This window comes from Frankia sp. CeD, from assembly GCF_000732115.1.
Taxonomy (GTDB): Bacteria; Actinomycetota; Actinomycetes; order Frankiales; family Frankiaceae; genus Frankia; species Frankia casuarinae.
In genome coordinates this window covers 63,828-82,603 of record NZ_JPGU01000001.1, presented here as the reverse complement: position 1 = coordinate 82,603, position 18,776 = coordinate 63,828, and the positions used below count along the sequence as shown (strand labels likewise).

The 18,776-nt window shown below is 70.0% G+C and carries 12 protein-coding genes and 2 pseudogenes; 9 read left to right on the top strand and 5 right to left on the bottom strand.

Annotated features, from left to right (window positions below):
- Positions 1-129: 129 nt before the first annotated feature.
- The 5 genes from CED_RS00305 (at position 130) to CED_RS00290 (ending at position 7,697) form a co-directional block, all read left to right on the top strand.
- Positions 130-1,767, top strand: a complete 1,638-nt coding sequence (locus CED_RS00305) for an FAD-binding oxidoreductase (protein ID WP_035908088.1) — start codon at positions 130-132, stop codon at positions 1,765-1,767.
- Between the two features lie 65 nt (positions 1,768-1,832).
- Positions 1,833-1,988: a hypothetical protein gene (locus tag CED_RS24550; protein ID WP_023841015.1), complete on the top strand. Its 156-nt coding sequence runs from the start codon at positions 1,833-1,835 to the stop codon at positions 1,986-1,988.
- 113 nt (positions 1,989-2,101) lie between these two features.
- On the top strand, positions 2,102-2,908 hold the full coding sequence (locus tag CED_RS00300) for an SDR family oxidoreductase (RefSeq protein ID WP_035908259.1): 807 nt from the start codon (positions 2,102-2,104) through the stop codon (positions 2,906-2,908).
- 253 nt (positions 2,909-3,161) lie between these two features.
- The gene (locus tag CED_RS00295) at positions 3,162-4,331 is read left to right on the top strand and encodes a DUF2993 domain-containing protein (protein WP_035908087.1); all 1,170 of its coding nucleotides are present in this window, start codon (positions 3,162-3,164) and stop codon (positions 4,329-4,331) included.
- 810 nt (positions 4,332-5,141) lie between these two features.
- Positions 5,142-7,697 carry an ATP-binding cassette domain-containing protein gene (locus tag CED_RS00290; RefSeq protein ID WP_035908086.1) on the top strand — a complete coding sequence of 852 codons (2,556 nt, stop codon included), beginning with the start codon at positions 5,142-5,144 and terminating at the stop codon, positions 7,695-7,697.
- A 703-nt stretch (positions 7,698-8,400) separates the two neighbouring features.
- Here CED_RS00290 and CED_RS00285 read toward each other — a convergent pair.
- Together CED_RS00285 and CED_RS00280 are read right to left on the bottom strand one after the other, a co-directional pair.
- Complete coding sequence (locus tag CED_RS00285) at positions 8,401-10,605, bottom strand: protein kinase (RefSeq protein WP_011435400.1); 2,205 nt, start codon at positions 10,603-10,605, stop codon at positions 8,401-8,403.
- A 643-nt stretch (positions 10,606-11,248) separates the two neighbouring features.
- The gene (locus CED_RS00280) at positions 11,249-12,289 is read right to left on the bottom strand and encodes a nitroreductase family protein (RefSeq protein ID WP_011435401.1); all 1,041 of its coding nucleotides are present in this window, start codon (positions 12,287-12,289) and stop codon (positions 11,249-11,251) included.
- Between the two features lie 242 nt (positions 12,290-12,531).
- Between CED_RS00280 and CED_RS00275 the strand changes: the two genes are divergently transcribed.
- The 3 genes from CED_RS00275 to CED_RS00265 all read left to right on the top strand — a co-directional run bounded on the left by CED_RS00275 (position 12,532) and on the right by CED_RS00265 (position 16,769).
- A complete protein-coding gene (locus CED_RS00275) occupies positions 12,532-13,191 on the top strand; it encodes a hypothetical protein (protein ID WP_011435402.1) in 660 nt (219 codons plus the stop codon).
- An 88-nt stretch (positions 13,192-13,279) separates the two neighbouring features.
- Complete coding sequence (locus CED_RS00270; RefSeq protein WP_011435403.1) at positions 13,280-13,849, top strand: type 1 glutamine amidotransferase domain-containing protein; 570 nt, start codon at positions 13,280-13,282, stop codon at positions 13,847-13,849.
- A gap of 430 nt (positions 13,850-14,279) precedes the next feature.
- Positions 14,280-16,769, top strand: coding sequence for an ATP-binding domain-containing protein (locus CED_RS00265; protein ID WP_011435404.1), 2,490 nt, complete (start codon positions 14,280-14,282; stop codon positions 16,767-16,769).
- A gap of 73 nt (positions 16,770-16,842) precedes the next feature.
- Here the strand turns inward: CED_RS00265 and CED_RS24545 are convergent, their stop codons facing one another.
- From CED_RS24545 to CED_RS00255, 3 genes and pseudogenes are all read right to left on the bottom strand, one after another.
- Positions 16,843-17,373 carry an IS630 family transposase gene (locus CED_RS24545; RefSeq protein WP_134351426.1) on the bottom strand — a complete coding sequence of 177 codons (531 nt, stop codon included), beginning with the start codon at positions 17,371-17,373 and terminating at the stop codon, positions 16,843-16,845.
- A gap of 76 nt (positions 17,374-17,449) precedes the next feature.
- Positions 17,450-17,632 (bottom strand): annotated as a pseudogene (locus CED_RS25925) (helix-turn-helix domain-containing protein); the annotation flags it as partial.
- Between the two features lie 131 nt (positions 17,633-17,763).
- The gene (locus tag CED_RS00255; protein ID WP_035908072.1) at positions 17,764-17,955 is read right to left on the bottom strand and encodes a hypothetical protein; all 192 of its coding nucleotides are present in this window, start codon (positions 17,953-17,955) and stop codon (positions 17,764-17,766) included.
- 76 nt (positions 17,956-18,031) lie between these two features.
- Here CED_RS00255 and CED_RS21960 point away from each other — a divergent pair.
- Positions 18,032-18,776, top strand: a pseudogene (locus tag CED_RS21960) (hypothetical protein); the annotation flags it as partial.

Genomic DNA, 18,776 nt, shown 5'->3' with positions numbered 1-18,776 from the left:
AGCGGCGCCGCCGCGCGGGATGTGTCATCGTAGGACGAGACCTTGTGACAATGTGACGTTGGCTGTCACACTGTCTCGTAGGAGATTCTACCGAGGCACCACCGGATCGGACAGGCGGTACGCACGCCGATGACGAGCACCGACGAGGCCCACGAGAAAGCCCGTGAGATCGTCCTGGCCGAATCCGTCTGGTGGGGCTGGGGCCCCGCCGAGGCGCATGACCCACTGCCCGATTCCACCCGCCTGCTGCTGGCTCGGCTCGGCATTCCCGCCCGTCCTCGCCCGCCCGTCCCGCTCGCCGAGGTACGCCTGCCCGCGTCGCGGCTGCCGGATCCGGCCCGGGCCGCGCTCGCGGCGGTCGTTGGGGACGGCGAGGTCCGGGTGGACGATGTCGCGCGCATCCGGCACTGCCGGGGCCGCTCGACGACCGATCTGTTGCGCCTGCGGGCCGGGGACGCCTCCGCCGCGCCCGACGCGGTCATCCGGCCCGCCGATCATGACGAGGTGCTCGGCGTGCTGCGGGTCGCGACCAGAGAGCACCTCGTGGTCGTGCCGTTCGGGGGCGGTACCTCGGTCGTCGGCGGCCTTGCGCCGCCCGAGCGTGGCGACCGTGCCGTCGTCGCCCTCGACCTCGCCCGGCTGGACCGGCTCGGCCGGGTGGATCCCGACTCCGGCACCGCGGAGCTCGGCGCCGGGCTGCGGGGCCCTCGGGCCGAGGCGTTGCTGGCCGAGCACGGTCTCACGCTCGGGCACGTCCCCCAGTCCTGGGAGTACGCCACCATCGGTGGCTACGCGGCGACCAGGTCCAGCGGCCAGGCGTCCGGGGGCTACGGCCGGTTCGACGAACTGGTCGTCGGCCTGCGGGTGGCCACGCCGGTGGGTGGCTGGGAGCTCGGCCGCGCCCCGGCGTCGGCTGCTGGACCGGACCTGCGGGAGCTGCTACTCGGCTCCGAGGGCGCCTTCGGGGTGATCACCCAGGTCGTGGTCAGGGTCCGGCCGCTGCCGGCCCGGCGCGGCTACGAGGCCTGGTCGGTGCCCGACTTCGCGACCGGCACCCGGCTGCTGCGTTCACTCGCCGCCGGCGACCTGCGGCCGACGGTATGCCGGTTGTCCGACGAGACGGAGACCGTCGCGGGGCTCGCGCNGCCGACCCGGTCGGGCGGCGAGCGCGGGGGCGGCGCCGTCGGCTGCTACCTGGTGACCGGCTACGAAGGCGACGATCGCGCGGTGGAACAGCGTTCCGCGGCGGTCGCCGCTGTTCTGCTCGCCGGGGGCGCCAGGCGGCTCGGCGCGGCGGCCGGCCAGGACTGGGAGCAGGGTCGGTTCCGGGCGCCCTACCTGCGCGACGCGCTGCTGGACCAGGGCATCTTCGCCGAGACCCTGGAAACGGCGGGATTCTGGACGGCGCTGCCCGGGCTGTACGCGGCCGTCCGAGACGCGCTTACCACGACGCTGGCCGCCGCCGGCCTGGCACCGGTCGTCNTGTGCCACATTTCTCATCTGTACGCCACGGGGGCTTCGCTCTACTTCACCGTCGTCTGCGGCGAGGGCGACGACCCGATCGGGAGCTGGCGGGCGGCCAAGGCCGCGGCCACGGACGCGGTCGTCGCCACGGGCGGCACGATCACCCACCACCACGCGGTCGGAACGGAGCACCGGCCCTGGCTCGACGCCGAGATCGGCGATCTCGGCGTCGAGGTGCTCCGGGCGGTCAAACGGACGCTGGACCCGGCCGGCATCCTCAACCCCGGGGTTCTCGTCGCCTGAGGGCACTACCGGGCGCACCGGGTCGACCCGGGTCGACCCGAGGGGAGCCCGGGTAGACCAAGGGTGTGGAGACCATTGCCGCCTGTGTGGTTGTCCTGCTCTTCCTGCTGATCCCGGCGGTCATCGTCGGTGCGGCCCTGGGCTGGGCCTACCACCGTTGCGCGCCGCTGCGGGCCCGGGCAGCCGTCGAGGCCGCCCGGGAGCAGCGGGCCCACCCCTGAAGACCGGGGGCGCGGCGGCTCGGAGCGGCCGACCGGCTCCGCCCGGCCCGATCAGGCCGGGCGGAGCGTCGATCCCCGGGATGTCCGGACAGCGTCTCCGTCAGGATGAGGCCATGAGCACCGGACCGTGCGAGCCGGCTCCGGGTCACCCCGGCGGGCCGGGCGGTGGCGTCGACCGTGATCGTGACCATGCCGGGGACCGTGCTGGGGACCCGGAGTTCGCCCCGGCGACCCGCGGCCTCGTCGTCGTGGGACCGGGGGCGAGCTTCGGTTCCGACCTGTTGCGCCGGTTCGGCCGGGAGGGGTTCGCCCTGGGGGTCGTCTCCCGGTCTGCCGACACGCTGACCCGGGTGAGGGACGAGCTCGCCGAGGACGGCCTGGCGGTGCACGGCGCCGTCGCCGACGTCACCGACCAGCCGGCCCTCACCACGGTCATCCAGCGGGTGGCGGCCGACGTCGGGGGGCTGACGGTGCTCGTCTACAACGCCAAGCTCAGCATCCGCGGCGGCGCCCTCACGGTGAAGGCCGAGACGATGAACCAGACCCTTGCGGTGAACGTCACGGGCGCGCTCACCGCGGTGCAGGTGGCGGCAGACCTCCTCGTGGACCGGCCGGCCGCGACCATCCTGTTGACCACGGCCGGATCGCGCACCGAGCCGGTGGCCGGCCGGTTCGCGCTGGCGATCGGCAAGGCAGGCCTCGCCGCCCTCGCCGATGCGGTACGGCCGATGCTGGCCGCGCGGGGTGTCCGGCTGCGCACGGTGGTTCTCGACGGCAGGGTGGACGCCGCGGGCCCGCTACGTCCGGGGGTGGTCGCGGACCACTTCTGGCAGGCGTTCGCCGCCCCGCGGGGCGACGTTTTCCGGCTCGCACCGGCCAGACGGGCCACTCCGGTGGCGCAGCTCCCGCTGGAGGTGTGAGCTGGTGGCGGCTGGCGGCGGCTGGCGGCTGGCGGATCATGCTCCGGGCGGCGACCGATGGTATCTGGTTTGCCCGGTCTGGTCGGTCAAGTCGGTAATCCGACACCGATGTCGCACGGATAGATCGGACCCGCGGCCGTGCGGAAAGCACGGAGCATGCGACGATCCGGCAGGGCCAGGCACAGGACAACCGCCAGGCGGACATCGACAGGGCGACGGCGTGCTCCGGCGCAGCATGGCAGGAGATGGACCGGTGAACGACGGACGTGACGGTGACGGGCAGCAGCCTACGGACAGCACCCATGGGATGCCTCCGGACGGTGATGGGACGCGGCCCGCGAACCAGAACAGGCCGGCCCGTCCGGGCGCCCCGGTGGGACCACCGCCGCCCGCGGACTCGTTCCGGCCGGCGCGGCCGGTCGCGCCGACCCGGAGGGGCGACCGGCCTGCCGGTTATGAGCCGCCGGCCGGTTATGAGCCGTGGGCCGGCTCCGGCGCTCAGGGTGGCTACGACGGCACCACGGTCCTGGGCGCGACGCCCGGGACCATGGGGATGGGGAACATCACCGCCCGCGAGGGCGGCGGACCCCACGATCGGCTGCCCGGCGCCGTCGGCGGGGGNGGNAAAGGCCCGGAGGGATTCGCCGGGGCGCCAAGCGGCGGCACGCCCGCCGTGCCCGCCAAGCCGCGTCGCCGGCGCCGGAAACTGCTCATCGCGCTGGTCGCCCTGATCGTCCTGTTCGTCGTGGGCGACCGGGTTAGCGTGGTGATAGCCAAGGATCAGATGCGCAAGCAGGTCGAGGCCGGCGTAGCCGAGAACATCAAGCCGGGTGATCCTGTCCCGACGGTCAAGAGCGTGAGCATCGGCGGATTCCCGTTCCTTACCCAGGTCCTGTTCGGAAAGTTCACCAACATCGGAGTAGAGATCGAGGGCATCCCGACGCCGGGCCCGAAGATCTCGTCGGTGAAGGCCAATCTGAAGGGTGTACACGTACCGCTCGGTGATGCCATCACCGACAATGTCGGACAGGTGCCCGTCGATCGCGTGCGGGCCACTGTGGGCATGACCTACAACGACCTCAACGCCTACNTCGCCGGGCAGCAGGTGCAGGTGGAGCCGGTCGACGGAGGAAAGAAGATCGAGGTGACTGGCACCGTCAACGTGCCGGTGCTGGGTACCCAGCAGGTCGGTGGGATCACGACGTTCGAGGTCCGGAACAACATGCTCACCCTGGTGCCGAGCGAGGTGAAGCTCACCGGAGCTGTGAACCTCGGATTCAGCGTCCCCGGAGAACTCCTGCCGTCCATCCCGATCCCGATCTCCGGTCTGCCATTCAACCTCCGCATCGTCGAGGCATCCACGAACGCGACCGGTCTCTCACTCACNGCAACTGCCGAGGACGTGGTGCTCCCGGCGTCCTGAGTCCTGAGTGGCGACCCTGAGCCCTGACATGATTTCCGCCACAGTTGTGCCGGTCCGGAATGCCTCGCGCGCGGTGGTCGAGCCGTACCGACCGCACTCCCCCCGGCCGGGGCCCGGATCGGATCCGGTCGAGGCCGCCCGTGGCCCCTCTCTTCCCGGACTACGTCCTTCCCGGAGTGCGTCGACCTGTCGACGATCGTTCGACGCGCGGCACCTCCCGGCGTTTCATCAGCCGATTTCTGGTGGTCGTCCGTTGGCTGATCGTCCGCTTTCGTGGCGTGCGTCCCGGGTGCCGCCGAGGCCTGCGGTCGCTGGTCGGATCGGCGACAGATGCCACTGTCGGGGACCGTCGGCCGTCATTCTCATAGGGTGCCGGACGGGGGACATGCGTCATCGTCGTCACTTCCGGGGCACGGTCACCGNGCTTTCGCGGCACGGTCACCGAGACGATCTGATCACCCAGGGTGACGCAGCCCGGAAGGTTTCGAGCAGGGCAACCGGTAAATCGACCGATCATGAGGCGGCAGGAACCCGAGAGATGCCCGGAAGTCGACGCGACGGCAACGATCGCCGTTCAGCTGGTGGTAAATCGTCACCCGGGGTGGATCAAGGTCATCCCTCGACGCTACGATCGGGCATCCGGCGTGATCGGGCGGCCCGAGTGGCCGCGCGACGTGGTGACCCGGCACGCCATGGTGGCACCGCAGTACCTGGTAAAACCGCACAACGTAGTGACACCGCACAACGTAGTGACAAGGTGGAGTTCGGCGGGACATCCCGGCCAGCGTCCCGTCGCGAAGGGGGAAACACGTGCAGACGACCTTCCTGAGAGTCGTCACCGAGGCCGGTGCGGCCACCGTGCCGGCCGAGGCGCAGTTCATCGTCGGCCGTGCCCGGACCGCCGACTACGTCATAGCGGACAGCCGGGTCTCCCGTCGCCATCTCCTCCTTGAGCAGACCGGCAGCGGGTGGGTTGTTCGGGACATCAGTTCCAACGGCACCTGGATCGACGGGCAGCGCATGCCCGAGACCGTCCCGGTGCACGGTGAGGTGCGGCTTCGTCTCGGCACTCCGACCGGGCCCGAGGTCGTCATCCATCCCCAGGTGCCGGAAGGCCGCAGGCCGCTGGACGAGCCGGAGTACGACCCCGGTTACGACATGCAGACGATGCTGCCCAATGCCGCCGGTTACTCTCCGCCACGGCCCACGGGCTCCTCGCGAGGTGGGCGCGGGACCTCGCATCAGGGGCCGACCGATCCGTCCCAGCGCGGGCACGACTACGACGACCAGGACCAGGGCGAACGGGTGAGTGGCGTCACCAGCCTCGAGCAGGAGCACGAGCGGCGAACCACCTATCGGCTGCGCCCGGGCACGATGTCGATCGGCCGTGCCCGCGACAATGACATCGTCATTACCGACCTGCTCGCCTCCCGCCGGCACGCCGAGCTCTACATCGGCCGGTCCGGCCTGCAGATCGCCGACCTCGACTCCGCCAACGGCGTGTTCGTCAACGGTCGTCGGATCAACCGGGCGTCCGTCGGCCAGGGCGACGTCATCGCCGTCGGTCACCACGTCTTCCAGCTTGAGGGCGACCAACTCGTCGAGTACATCGACTCCGGTGACGTCAGCTTCGAGGCCGACGCCCTGAACGTCTGGGCCGGTCAGAAGCAGCTCATGCACGACATGACGTTCAAGCTGCCCGGCCGGGCGCTGCTGGGCGTCGTCGGGCCGTCCGGGGCGGGCAAGTCGACGCTGCTCAACGCGCTCACCGGCTTCCGCCCCGCGGACAAGGGCACCGTGCGCTACGCCGGCCGGGACCTCTACTCCGAGTACGACGAACTGCGGCGCCGGATCGGCTACGTGCCGCAGGAGGACCTGCTGCACACCTCGCTCACCGTCCGCAAGGCGCTCGAGTTCGGCGCCGAGCTGCGCTTCCCGCCGGACGTCACGAAGGCGGAGCGGCGCACCCGGGTCGATGAGGTGCTCGCCGAGCTGGGCCTCACCCAGCACGCCAACACCCAGGTCTCCCGGCTGTCCGGCGGCCAGCGCAAGCGGACCTCGGTGGCCTTGGAGCTGCTGACCCGGCCGACCCTGCTCTACCTCGACGAGCCGACCTCCGGCCTCGACCCGGGCATGGACAAGAACGTCATGGAGTCGCTGCGCAAGCTCGCGGACGACGGCCGGACGGTCATCGTGGTCACCCACAGCGTCGCCCAACTCGATCTGTGCGACTACATCCTCGTCCTCGCTCCCGGCGGCTATGTGGCCTACTTCGGTCCGCCGCAGGACGCGCTGCCCTTCTTCGGTAAGCGGGACTACCCGGACGTCTTCCTCACCCTGGAGGCGACGCCCGGGGCCGAGTCGGCAGCCAAGTTCCGCAACTCGCGCTACTACGTGCCCGCCTCGATCACCGCTCCGTCGGCCCGGCCGGCTCCCGAGGAGCTGCCGTCCCTGCGGCAGCAGTCGGTGATCTCGCAGCTCGTGACGCTGAGCCGACGAACAATGGCGGTCGTCGCATCCGATAAGTCATACCTGCGGCTCATCATCGCTTTCCCGTTCCTGCTCGGGCTGATACCCAGGGCCATCGGCGGGAACTTTNATNTCACGGCCGAACAGGCCAAACAGTTCTCGCCGAACTCGGATGCCCCGACAGTTCTTTTGATCATGGTTCTCTGTGCCTGTTTCATGGGCATGGCGAACTCGGTCAGAGAGATCGTCAAGGAACGGGCGATCTATCGAAGAGAGAGAGCCATCGGTCTGTCCCGGACCGCGTATGTCGGTTCGAAGATCCTCGTTCTTATCGTGNTCACTGTCGCCCAGGCGATCCCGTTCACGTTGATCGGTCTTGCCGGGCGAACGCCGGACAGGGGCGTCGTGCTCGGGAACGCCCTGCTCGAACTGCTCATCGCCGTGATCGTGGTCTCGCTTGCGTCGGCCATGCTCGGGCTGGTGATCTCGGCGATGGTCGACAACGCGGACAAGACCATGCCGCTCCTGGTGTTGATCACCATGGCCCAGCTCATCTTCAGCGGTGGCATCGTGCCGGTGAAGGGCACGCCCGGTCTGGAGCAGATCAGCTACATCGCGCCGGCCCGCTGGGGCTTCGCGTCGATGGCCTCGGTCGGTGACCTGAACCGCATCACCCTGGCCGGCGTGCTGCGGCCGGACAACCAGAAGCCGGTGAACCCGAAGGTCGTTGACGACCCCTTCTTCGACCACAGCGCTTCGGCGTACCTCACCGACATCGTCGCCGGTCTCGTCGTCGGCGTCTTCCTCGTGATCATCACCTCCCTCCTGATTCGCCGGATGGACCCGAAGACCGTCAAACGCGCCGCCGCCGCACCGGTCAGCGGCCCACCCCGCTAGGCCCCTTGCCTATCCAGAGGTATAAATCAGGCACAAAAGCCTCTGGACAGGCAAGGAAGCCGGGAGCCTCGGGCGTCCGTCCCGGGTTCCCGGGCCGGCCGGCGGGGATTCACACTTCGGCAGGGCCACCCGCGCGGGCTCGGAGAAGTGCCATCCGGACGACTTTCGTCGTCCTCGCCGCTCCCGTCGTGACATCGCGCCAGACGCTGACGAAGTCCCCCTTCGCCGGGCAGCACGACATCGACGGGTTCGTCGGGCCGCCAGCGGGAGAGGGCGGGAAGGCCGTGCAGTCGGGCCGCGGTACGTCCGCAGATCGTCCCTGCCACGATCGACAGCGCCGCTCGGGCAGGGCTCGGGTTTCGTCCCGAACGGGCGGCACGGGCAACGTGCCCCGCACCGGGGAGGTCCAGCCGTGCCTGCGTCTACGAACGTTGATCGCTTGGTCCGACATCCCGAGCTGCCGGGCATGCCGACGGGTGATCATGCCTGCATGCATGCATGCATGCATGCCTGCCTGCCTGCCTGCCTGCGGGCGAGTGCGACGGCCTTCTCATGGGACTGGGTCACGTCCCCAGCGTCGATCACGGTTCGAGTATCCTGCCGGGCTCGTCCGCGATCTGTGCATAACCGACTCCTCTCGCCGGCTTCCTTGCCTGTCCAGAGGCTTTTGTGCCTGATGTATCCCGCTGGATGGGCAAGGAGCTCAGCCGGCGTTCCAACGGGCGTGGCCGTTGAACCCGCCGGTAGTGGTGAGCTTGCGGTCACCATCGTTCAGATCGTCCGGATTCAGAACGTAGAGCTGCCGGTCATCGGGGTTCGTGGGATTGCGCTGCCCGCTGAAGGCGATGCGACCGTCCGGCGCGTAGGCCGGGTCCTGGTCGTCCCCGCGCACCCGGGTGAGCTGCCGGGCGTCGGTGCCGTCCGAGTTCATCTCGAAGATCTCCAGATCGCCGTTCTTCGCTCGGGTGAAAGCGATCTTTCTGCTGTCCGGGGACCAGACCGGGTCCGAGTCCCCGTTACCCTGATCCTGCGTGATCGGGGTCGGCTGGGCATCCGGTTGGGTCGGGATCACCACGATGAAGCCGCGGTTGCCACCGGTACTGTTCGACCAGTAGGCGATCCGCTCGCCATCCGGCGACCAGGCGGGGTCGGTCGCCTGTGGCTTCGCGTTGAGCCGTCGCACGCTCGAGCCGTCCAGTTTCACCACATACAGGCCGGGGTTCAGCGTTCCGGTCTGATCCGTGGTGGAACGGATGACCAGGAAGCCGCCGTCGGGGGAGAGCGAGGGCCGGGCGTCGTCCGCGATCGTCAGCTTGGCGGCCGGGCCCAAGGTGAACAGCTGTACCGGTTTCCCGGAGCCATCGGCGGCGATCGCCTGCAGCGTATTCGGGCTGCCCTTCTTGAAGTAGACGATCGTCTTGCGATCGCTGCTGATCGCGGGCAGCATCTCCTGGTCCGGACCGGTGACGATCGGCTTGTCGTTCGCGAGCGGCCCGTTGTCCGTGACCTGCCCGGTGAACAGGTCGTAGTTGCCGTTGCGGTTGGACGCGTAGACGAGGGTGTCCTTGCCAAGCGGCTGGGCCGCCCTGGGCAGCGTGAAGGCCGCCGATTGGGCCGATTGGGTCGATGTGGCCGGAGCCCCGGAGACGGTGGCCGGATTGGCCGCGTCGGTCCCGGAGCCGCCGTCACCACCCGCGCTGAGGGCGAATACTCCCGCGAGGATCGCGCCGACGACCACGACACCTCCACCGACGAGCAGCGGGGTGCGGTTCCTGCTCCTGCCCGTGCCGCCCTGCCGGCCGGGGCCATCGGCTCCACCGCCCCCGGGACCCCCGGGACCCCCGGCGCTGGCGGGTAGCCGGGTCGGGGCGTCCTGGTCGACGGTGTAACCGCTGCTGACGGGGGCCGCTGCCGGCGCGGGGAATCCGGCCCCGTGGGGCCCGGTGCTGCCTGTGGCAGGGGTGCCTGTGGCCGGGGCGCCTGGGCCGGGCACCGGCAGCTTCCAGCCCTGCAGGACGTTCGTGACGTCCTGCGGGTTGACGGCGGCGGCGGCGTCCGGGCCGGTGCCCGACGGGTCGCCGAGCAGGCGCAGCATGAGCTGCTGGGCGCTCGGGCGGGTACTCGGGTCCTTGCGCATCGCGTGCCAGACGATCGGGCGCAGCGCCGGGTCGACGTCGTCGAGTTGCGGTTCCTCGTGTAGGGCGCGGTAGAGCAGCACCTGCGCCGAGGCCTCACCGAAGGGGTAGTGCCCGGTGGCGGCGAAGGCGACGAGGCCACCCCATGCCCAGATGTCGACCGCCGAGGTGATCGGCCGGCTCTCGATCTGCTCCGGGGACATGAACGCCGGCGTCCCGAGCTGCTGGAGATCGCCGGTGAGGTTGCTGCCGGCGTCCACTGCCCGGGCGATACCGAAGTCGATCACNCGAGGGCCGAACGGTGAGAGGATGACGTTCGCGGGCTTGAGGTCGCGGTGCACGATCCCGGCGCTGTGGATGGCGGTGAGCGCCGCGGCCACGCCGACCGCGAGTTGTTCGAGGTTGGCATCGGCGAGCGGGCCGTTGCGCTGGACGTACCGGGCGAGGGTCTCGCCCTCGATGAACTCGGTGACCAGGTAGGGCCACTCGGCGTCCGGATCGGCGTCGAGCACCTCGGCGGTGCAGACCCGGGCGACTCGCCGGGCGGTCTCGGCCTCCAGCCGGAACCGGGCTCGGAACTCGGGGTTTCCGACGGCCTCGTTCCGGATCACCTTGATGGCGACGAGCCGGCCCTTCCCGGAGCGGCCCAGATAGACCATGCCCATTCCNCCCTGGCCGAGTTTGCCCAGCAGCGTGTACGAGCCGAGCTCGTGGGGGTCGTCCGGGCCAAGGGGGGCGGATCGTGCCGCCACACCCGCATCCGATGACATCATCGACCTGTNCCCCCNCCCGCCGCGTGCCGACCGCGGCCTCGCCCGGGAACGCCGCGCAGGTCGCGGGCCCGCCGGTGGACGCGCACCGACTCTTGATCCATCATGGAATTTCCCGATCAACCATTACGGTCAACCGCTGGGAAAATCTTAGGCGAGAGTGACCGGGCACCGGGCCGTCGGGGCCCCGATAGCCCCCGCCACCTCGATGTCAATGCAGCGACAGGCATTCGGCACCCGCGTGGCTTCCGTCCTCCGGTCACGTCCTGCCNCCTCGTCGGCCGGGGGCCGACCAGGGTACGGTCGGGATCTGACCGGGGCCGACCGGGGCTGGCCAAGGTCCGGGCGGGGGAGTCTCCCGGGAACGCCGCGTCGCGTCCCCGGGAGACTCCCCGAGTCACGGCCGAGCCGTCGCGGACCTCGCGGCATCTCCGATTGCCGGTCGGTCCACCGGCGACCCGGTCTGGTCCCGATCAAAGCGGCTGGCGGCCCACGCAACCCCGTATCTGTGCGGCCTTCGCCAAATGTGTCAGGAAGGGACGCTGAACGGCTGAACGTGAACGGCTGAACGTGAACGGCTGACCGCGCACGGCCGGCCATGGGTGGTCAGCCGTGCACGGTCGGTCTCGAACGGAGCCGAACGGTGCTACGCCCGATCATTCGACCCGACGACCTCCAGGACCTCGTCAACGTCCCGGCGGGGAGTGGGGCCGAGCGGTTGCGCACCCGGCTCGGGATAGCCGGCCCGCAGGATCATCTGGACGTGCCCGAGACCGCTGGTGGTGCCGCGGAACTGCTCCCGCATGCCCTCGACGTCGATCGCCTGCGACATCGGCGACGAGGCGAGACCGAGCAAGGTGGCGGTGAGCAGCACACGTTGCATCGCCTGCCCGGCGCGCAGCCGGTCGGCGGTCGTGTCCGTATCGGTGCCGATGATCAGGATGCCGGGCCGTTCCACATCCGTCTCGTCCAGCACGGTCCCCGCCTCGCCGACCACGTCGAGGTCCCGCATCGGAAACTCGGACTGGCGCGGGGCGTCGGTGTGGACGACTGCGCTGCGCGGGATGCCGTCGGCCGACGTGGACCCCGTTCGACTCCACGAGGCCAGTTCCTCCCGGTAGGCCGCGTTGTGCGCCTCGATCCAGTCCGCCCGGGACAGCAGGACGCTGACCTGGACGCGCAGCTCCGGGTCGATCGGCGCGGTAAGCCAGCAGCCCTCCGCCTCGGCCGCGGCACGCAGGCGGCTGATTACCTCGGTCGGCAACGGCTGGTCGTCGAACGGCCGGCGATCGGTGTGCCGCCGCGGGATGGCATCGGCCAACGCCCGCTCGTCGTCCTCGGCAGGCTGATGGCCGATCACCGAGATGGTGGCGAGCGGAGCGGAGCGGAAGTCGTCAACGCCGTCGGGTAGCGGCTCCACCACGGGGACCTCGCCGCGGGCCCGCAGCGCCAGCCGGGCGTTGAACAGCGCCGCTCCGCAGCTCAACAGCATCTGCCGGCCCTCGGGATCGGCGACCTTGAGCTGGCGGGTGCTGTCGGCGAGAAGGGTGAGCCGGCCTGCCTCCAGGCGCCAGCGCCACGGCTGCGTGTTATGGATGGACGGCGCTGCGGCGGATGCGGCGACCACCTCCCGAGCCAGGTCGGGAGTCAGGGGAACCAGCGCGGACCGTGCTGCTTTGGTGGACATCTCAGCCTCCCTTCTCTCAAGTGTCTACCCCCAGCCTGCCCTCCCGACCGGGTAGAGGGCATGTGCCGAGGGGAACAGCCGGGGGTGGACCAACGGCCGGCAGGCGGAAGTCGGGCGTCGGGTAGCGAGGCGTCGGGTAGCGGGCCCGAGACACCGCCGCGGACGTGGTGGGTGGGTACCGCCCCGCCGGGGCGGCATGGCCGGGGCGGAGTGATGGCGGGNATCGCGGGNAGTCCCACTGCATGGCTGGAACCGACACAGAAGCGGTGCTCGCCGAACTGCTCGCCCGGCATGGGCGGACCTACGCCGACGAGATCGGCGCCGACGTGCCGGCTGACACCGCGGAGGCGATGTTCAAGATGATCGTCTTTGCCCTGCTCGCGAGCGCGCGGATCCGCACGTCGATCGCGGTCGCCGCCTGCCGTTCCCTGATGGACGCCGGCTGGACCGACGCCGCCGCCATGGCCGAGGCGACCTGGGAGGACCGTACCCGGGTGCTGAACAGCAGCGGGTACGCGCGCTACGACGAGAGCACCTCTCGGATGTTGGAGGCGGCCTGCCGTTCCCTGATGGACACCTACGACGGTGATGTCCGCCGGCTGCGGGATGCCGCCGAGCACTCCCCGGACCGGGAGCGAGAGCTGCTACAGAAGATAAAGGGGATCGGGCCGGTCGGTGCCGACATCTTCCTGCGCGAGGCGCAGGCCGGATGGGACGAGCTGGTGCCCTACCTCGACGAACGCACCCGGAGAACGGCCGGAGCGCTCGGGCTGCCGACCGACCCGGCGAGGCTCGCCGCGCTGGTTGGCCGGCAGGACTTCCCGCGGCTGGTCGCCGCGCTGGTGCGGGCGCGTCTCGAGCACGACGTCACCGACCTGCGGGAGGCGGCGAGCAGGCCCTGACGCCAGTCCGGTCCCGACCCCAACCGGCGAGGCAGCAGGCAGGCAGGAGTCAGATAGGCAGGCAGGAGTCAGGTAGGAGGACGTGTCGATGACGACGCACGACGACAGGATTCAACGCAAGATCGCGTTTCTGGTGGCGCCGGAGGGCGTCGAGCAGGTCGAACTCACCGAGCCGTGGAAGGCCATCGAGCAGGCCGGCCTGAGTCCGGTGCTGGTGTCGACGGAGGGAGGCAGGGTGCAGGCGTTCCGGCACCTGAACCCCGCGGACACCTTCCCGGTCGACATCACGGTCGCCGAGGCGGATCCCGCGGACTTCGACGCGCTGGTGCTGCCCGGCGGAGTCGCCAATCCGGACGAGCTGCGGTGGCAGCCGGGTGTTGTCGAGTTTGTCCGGTACTTCTTCGACGCCGGCCGCCCGGTGGCGTCGATCTGCCACGCTCCGTGGACCCTGATCGAGGCGGACGTGGTCCGCGGACGGCGGATCACGAGCTGGCCGAGCCTGCGCACCGATCTGCGCAACGCCGGGGCCGAGGTCGTGGACGAGCAGGTCGTCATCTGCCGGTCCGGGCCGAACACGCTGATCAGCAGCCGCAGGCCGGACGATCTGCCGGCCTTCGACAGCGCCCTGGTGGAGCATCTCACCTCGGTGGGCGTCTGATCACCTCGGTGGACGCCCCAGCTCGGGATGCCGTTCACCGTGGATGCGAAGGAACCGCCGGAAACGGCTCCTTCGCCCGGGCTGCTCGCTACCTCGGATCAGGTGGGTCGCTACCCCGCACCAGGTGGATCATTGCGGGGTATCCCGTCGCCGGACATCCGTAACCTGGAACAGCGATGATGCGGCATTCCGGCCGCCGTGCCGGATGGCGCGGGCCGGCTCGCCGGGGTCGCCGTGGTCGTTCGTGGACACGCCGTCGTTGTCGTGGACATGTCATTACCAGGGTGGGGTCACCAGAGCCGGGTCACCGGGCGGGTCGGAAGATCTGCGGGGGAGGGGCTGTTACCCTTCCTGGCTCACCTGACGGCGTTGGCTCGCAGCCCGGGAAGCCGCAATCCAAGAATCCGACCGCGACCGGGAGGGAGAGCCGGTGCCGACCACGCAGGACGTCGAGCGCGCCCGTGAACAGGCGTACCTGGACACGCTGTACATCCGGTTGGACGAGGTCCGCGAGATCACCCGTGGGCAGCTGCGCCGGGTCCTGCTGGAAAGTGGCACGGGCACCCCCCAATCACTCGTGGAACGGGACGTGTTCGCGGCGACCCACGCCGACCGGCTCGCCCGCCTCGACGCCGCCGAAGGGCGGCTGTGTTTCGGCGCGATGGACTACGCCGACGGGCGCCGGACGTACATCGGCCGGATCGGCCTGTCCGACAGCGGGCAGGAACCGATCCTGGTGGACTGGCGGGCCCCGGTGGCCACCGCCTTCTACCGGGCGACGCTGGCCGATCCGCATGGTCTGGTGCGCCGGCGTCATCTGCGGACCAAGGGCCGGGAGGTCACCGGCATCGCCGACGACCCGTTGAGCCTGCCGGTCGACATGGCCACCGGCACCGGTAGCGGCACGGCCACGGGCAAGTCCGGCGGGGTGACGGCGTCCGGCGACACGATGCTGCTCGAGGCGCTGGCAGCGCCCAGGACCGGGCGCATGCACGACATCATCGCCACGCTGCAGGCCGAGCAGGACCGTATCATCCGGGCGCGGGCGAACGGCGTGCTCGTTGTCGACGGCGGACCGGGGACCGGTAAGACCGCGGTGGCGCTGCACCGTGCCGCCTATCTGCTCTACAACGACCGGGCTCGGCTCGACCAGTCCGGCGTGCTGGTCGTGGGGCCGAGTCCGGTGTTCCTGCGCTACATCGACCAGGTGCTGCCCTCCCTCGGGGAGACCGGGGTGATCTTCGCCACGCCGGGACGGCTCTTTCCCGGGGTCGACGCGCACGGCGTCGAGGACGTCGCGACCGCGGCGCTCAAGGGTGATCCGAGGATGGTCGAGGTCATCGCCGCCGCCGTCAGGGACCGGCAGCGGCTGCCGCGGCGAGAGGTGCTCATCCCCTACGACGATCGCATGCTGCGCCTCGGTCGCGACACGGTCGCGCGGGCCCGCACCCGGGCGCGGCGCAGCCGCCGCCCGCACAACTCGGCCCGTCGGATCTTCCTGCGCGAGCTGTTGGCTGAGCTGACCACCCAGGTGGTGAACCAGATCCCGGGCGGGCTGCTCGACGCCGACGAACGTGGCCAGATCACCCGGGACCTGTGGTCGGAGGAGGGGGTCCGTACGGCGCTCGACGGCCTCTGGCCGCTGCTGACCCCCCAGCGGCTCCTCGGGGAGCTCTTCGCCGATCCGGCGGCCCTGGCGCGCGCGGCGGGTAGCCGGCTCACCCCGGCGGAACGATCCCTGCTCGAGGACCGGCGGACGGCCGCGGCGTCCGCCCGGATCCCGGTGCAGCGCGACGGCGCGGGTACGGCGGGTACAGCGGCCGTCGATCGGGCCGATCGGGCGTGGACTCCGGCCGATGTGCCGCTGCTCGACGAGGCCGCCGAGCTGCTCGGCGACCCGGACGAGGAGACCGGCCGCGAGACCGCCCGCCGTGCCGAGCGGGAACGCGAGGAGGAGCGCGAGTACGCCCGGGGCGTGGTGGACATGCTCGGACTCGAGGGGCAGGTCGACGCCGAGGCGCTCGCCGAGCGGTGGAGCGGGCCGCGGGCGCGGCGCAGTGCCGCCGACCATGCCCGCGAGGACCGTACCTGGACCTTCGGTCACCTGATCGTCGACGAGGCCCAGGAGGTCTCGCCGATGTTGTGGCGGCTGCTGTGGCGGCGCTGCCCGGGACGCACGGCGACCCTCGTCGGTGACCTGGCCCAGACCGCCCGGCCGGGCGCGCCGGCGTCCTGGGGGGAGCTGCTGGGGCCCGCGGTCGGCGACCGGTTCACGGTCGAGCGGCTCAGCGTCAACTACCGCACACCTCAGGAGATCATGGATGTCGCCGCCGACGTCCTGCGGGCGCAGGACCCGACGGTCTCCGTTCCCCTCTCGGTGCGTTCGGTGGGCTGTGCCCCGACGGCGGTGCGCGTGGGCGACGTGACGGCCGACGAAGTCTCGGGCCTCGTCGGTCTGCTCGGGACTGGTCTGCTCGAGACTGGTCCGCTGGAGGACAGGCGGACCGTCGCCCAGGCGCATCCCGGGGACCTCGTCGCCGCCGTGGTGTACGCGGCGAGCCGGGCCGCGAGCGAGGTCGGTGACGGGCGGGTCGCCGTGATCTGCCGCCCGCAGGACATCCCGGGGTTGCGCGGCGCCCTCATGGCAGCCCTCCCGGATTTGGCGGTCGCGGCGGACTCCGTCGACCCCGCCAGCGCCGTCGGCAATGCTCTCGACGCGCCGGTGGCGGTGCTGAGCGTGGCGGAGAGCAAGGGTCTCGAGTTCGACGCGGTGGTGCTGGTGGAACCGGCCGCGCTGCTGGCCGGGCCGACCCGGGGGCTTGCCGACCTCTACGTCGCGCTGACCCGGGCCACCCGTTTCCTGACCGTGGTGTATTCCGGCGAGCTTCCGCCGGTGCTGGGCCGGCTTGCCCCGCGGTGACNTGCCCGCCTGCGGACGGGTTCCGGATCCGTCCGCAGGTAACAGCTGGCGGAGCATGATTCTGATTCCTTTGTCAGCCGTTGTTGGCAACCAACTTCTTGATGTTGGTCTCGACGAGTTCGACCTTGGCCAGAATCTCCCCGGCTGTCGCGGTCCAGACGAACGGCTCCGCAGTGGAGTTCCAGTGCTCGATGTAGTCCCGGATCTGTTTGATCAGCACCTTGACCGAGCTGAAGGTGCCCCGCCGGATCGGCTGCTTGGTGATGATACCGAACCAGTTCTCGATCTGATTGATCCACGACGATCCTTTGGGAGTGAAGTGGAACGTGATTCTGGGGTTCTCCTCGAGCCACTTCATCGCGTCGGGCGTCGTGTGTGTGGAGAGATTGTCGAGGATGATGTGGATCTCTTTGTCTCTGTGAGGATCAACGGCTTTCTTGATGAACTTCAGGAAGTCGTCGCCCGTGCGGGTGGGGTAGCATTCACCGAAAACCTTGCCCGTGCCCACATCGAGGGCCGCGAGCAGGTTGGTGGTGCCATGGCGGACATAGTCGTGGGTTCGCTTCTCGGTGGCGACGAAGTGCCAGGAGGCCGAGACTCCGATGGTGCGGGTGACGTACTTCCGCCATCTGTCGGGACGACCAGTGCCTCAGGCCCGTCTCCACCGGTGGAGTAGAGCGTGTGAGAGCGAGGACACGGCTGCGGATGTTCGCGGGGATCTGCTCTCGCGGTGCGGCGCGTGAACGGTCAAGGAGCCCGGCGCTTCCCTCGGATCCGTACCGCGAGATCCACAGGTTTACAGTCGGCAGCGAGACGCCGGCAAGTCTGACTATTTCCTCTTGGGTCGATGCTCGGCATGCCACGGAACGATTCGCGCCCGTGTTGCAACGTTCGCAGGAACGTCGCGATCATTGATCATGCCTCGGAGTTCCGCGATCTCTTCCGTCGAGAGTTCCACGCTGCCATTACATTGCAGTGGGTAGCCTATCGTCGATCATTTTCGGCGGCTAACATGTCGCCAGTCCGACCCGGTCTGGGCACGCAGCGCCTCGATCTCCCTGTTCGCCCGCTCCAGCGCGGCCTCGGTCCCGGCCAGCCTCGCCAGCGCCTCGGCGAGCGCCGTGGCCTGTGTAACGACCAGCGCCGCGAGCTCGTCGTACGACGGCGCGGACGGATCTTCGGGCACCANCGGGCGATGTGCGTCGTGCCTTCCGGTTCGCCGCTCGAGGCGCCGCTCATGCCGGTCGGCCTACGCTTGCGGCATGCCAGGCCATCCACCTCGATCCACCACTAGGGGCAGTACTTATGCGTGTCTTATGCGTCTCCTCTCCCTACTGCTCGTGCTGTGCATCGAGGGTGGGCTGACCGAACTGAGGCTGTACTCCGACCTTGTCCACCAGGCCCAGCAGCGAGCGCTTACGATCTCGCGTGCCGTGGCATCCGACCCGCGCGTGGCCCGGGCGGTCATCGCGAGGGACCCCGAGGGGGAGGTGCAGGCCCTCGCCGAACACGACCGGCGACTCACAGAAGCGCAGTTCGTGGTCGTCACCGACAGCCGGGGTATCCGCTGCTCCCATCCCGATCCGAAGAACATCGGCAAACCGGTCAGCACCGACCCCTCGGACGCCCTCCACGGACGGGAGACTGTCAGTTTCGAGTCCGGGAGTCTGGGGCTGTCCGCTCGCGGCAAGGCTCCGCTGCGCGACGCCGACGGTGTGATCGTCGGTGAGGTCAGCACCGGCTTCAGTGCGAAGGATCTGCACCACCAGTTGCTCGCGCAGCTGCCCAGCGTCGCGGAGAATCTGGGCCTGCAACTGGTCGCCGGCACCATCGGTATCGTGATGATCACGCTACATCACCGGGTCGAACTCAAAAAACTTGCCCGCGAAATCGACGTTCTCCGGGGTCTTCTCAGGGACCGGCCGCGCGCCAGTGAAGGGCACCAGACGCCTCCGAGCAGCGATCGACAGCCCGACCAGCCCGCGGCGCCCGACCAGCCCGCGGCGC

Coding starts and splice junctions, on each gene's coding strand:
- CED_RS00300 (WP_035908259.1), top strand. CDS start 2,102: ATGAGCACCGGACCGTGCGAGCCGGCTCCGGGTCACCCCGGCGGGCCG.
- CED_RS00280 (WP_011435401.1), bottom strand. CDS start 12,289: ATGTCCACCAAAGCAGCACGGTCCGCGCTGGTTCCCCTGACTCCCGAC.
- CED_RS00275 (WP_011435402.1), top strand. CDS start 12,532: ATGGCTGGAACCGACACAGAAGCGGTGCTCGCCGAACTGCTCGCCCGG.
- CED_RS00270 (WP_011435403.1), top strand. CDS start 13,280: ATGACGACGCACGACGACAGGATTCAACGCAAGATCGCGTTTCTGGTG.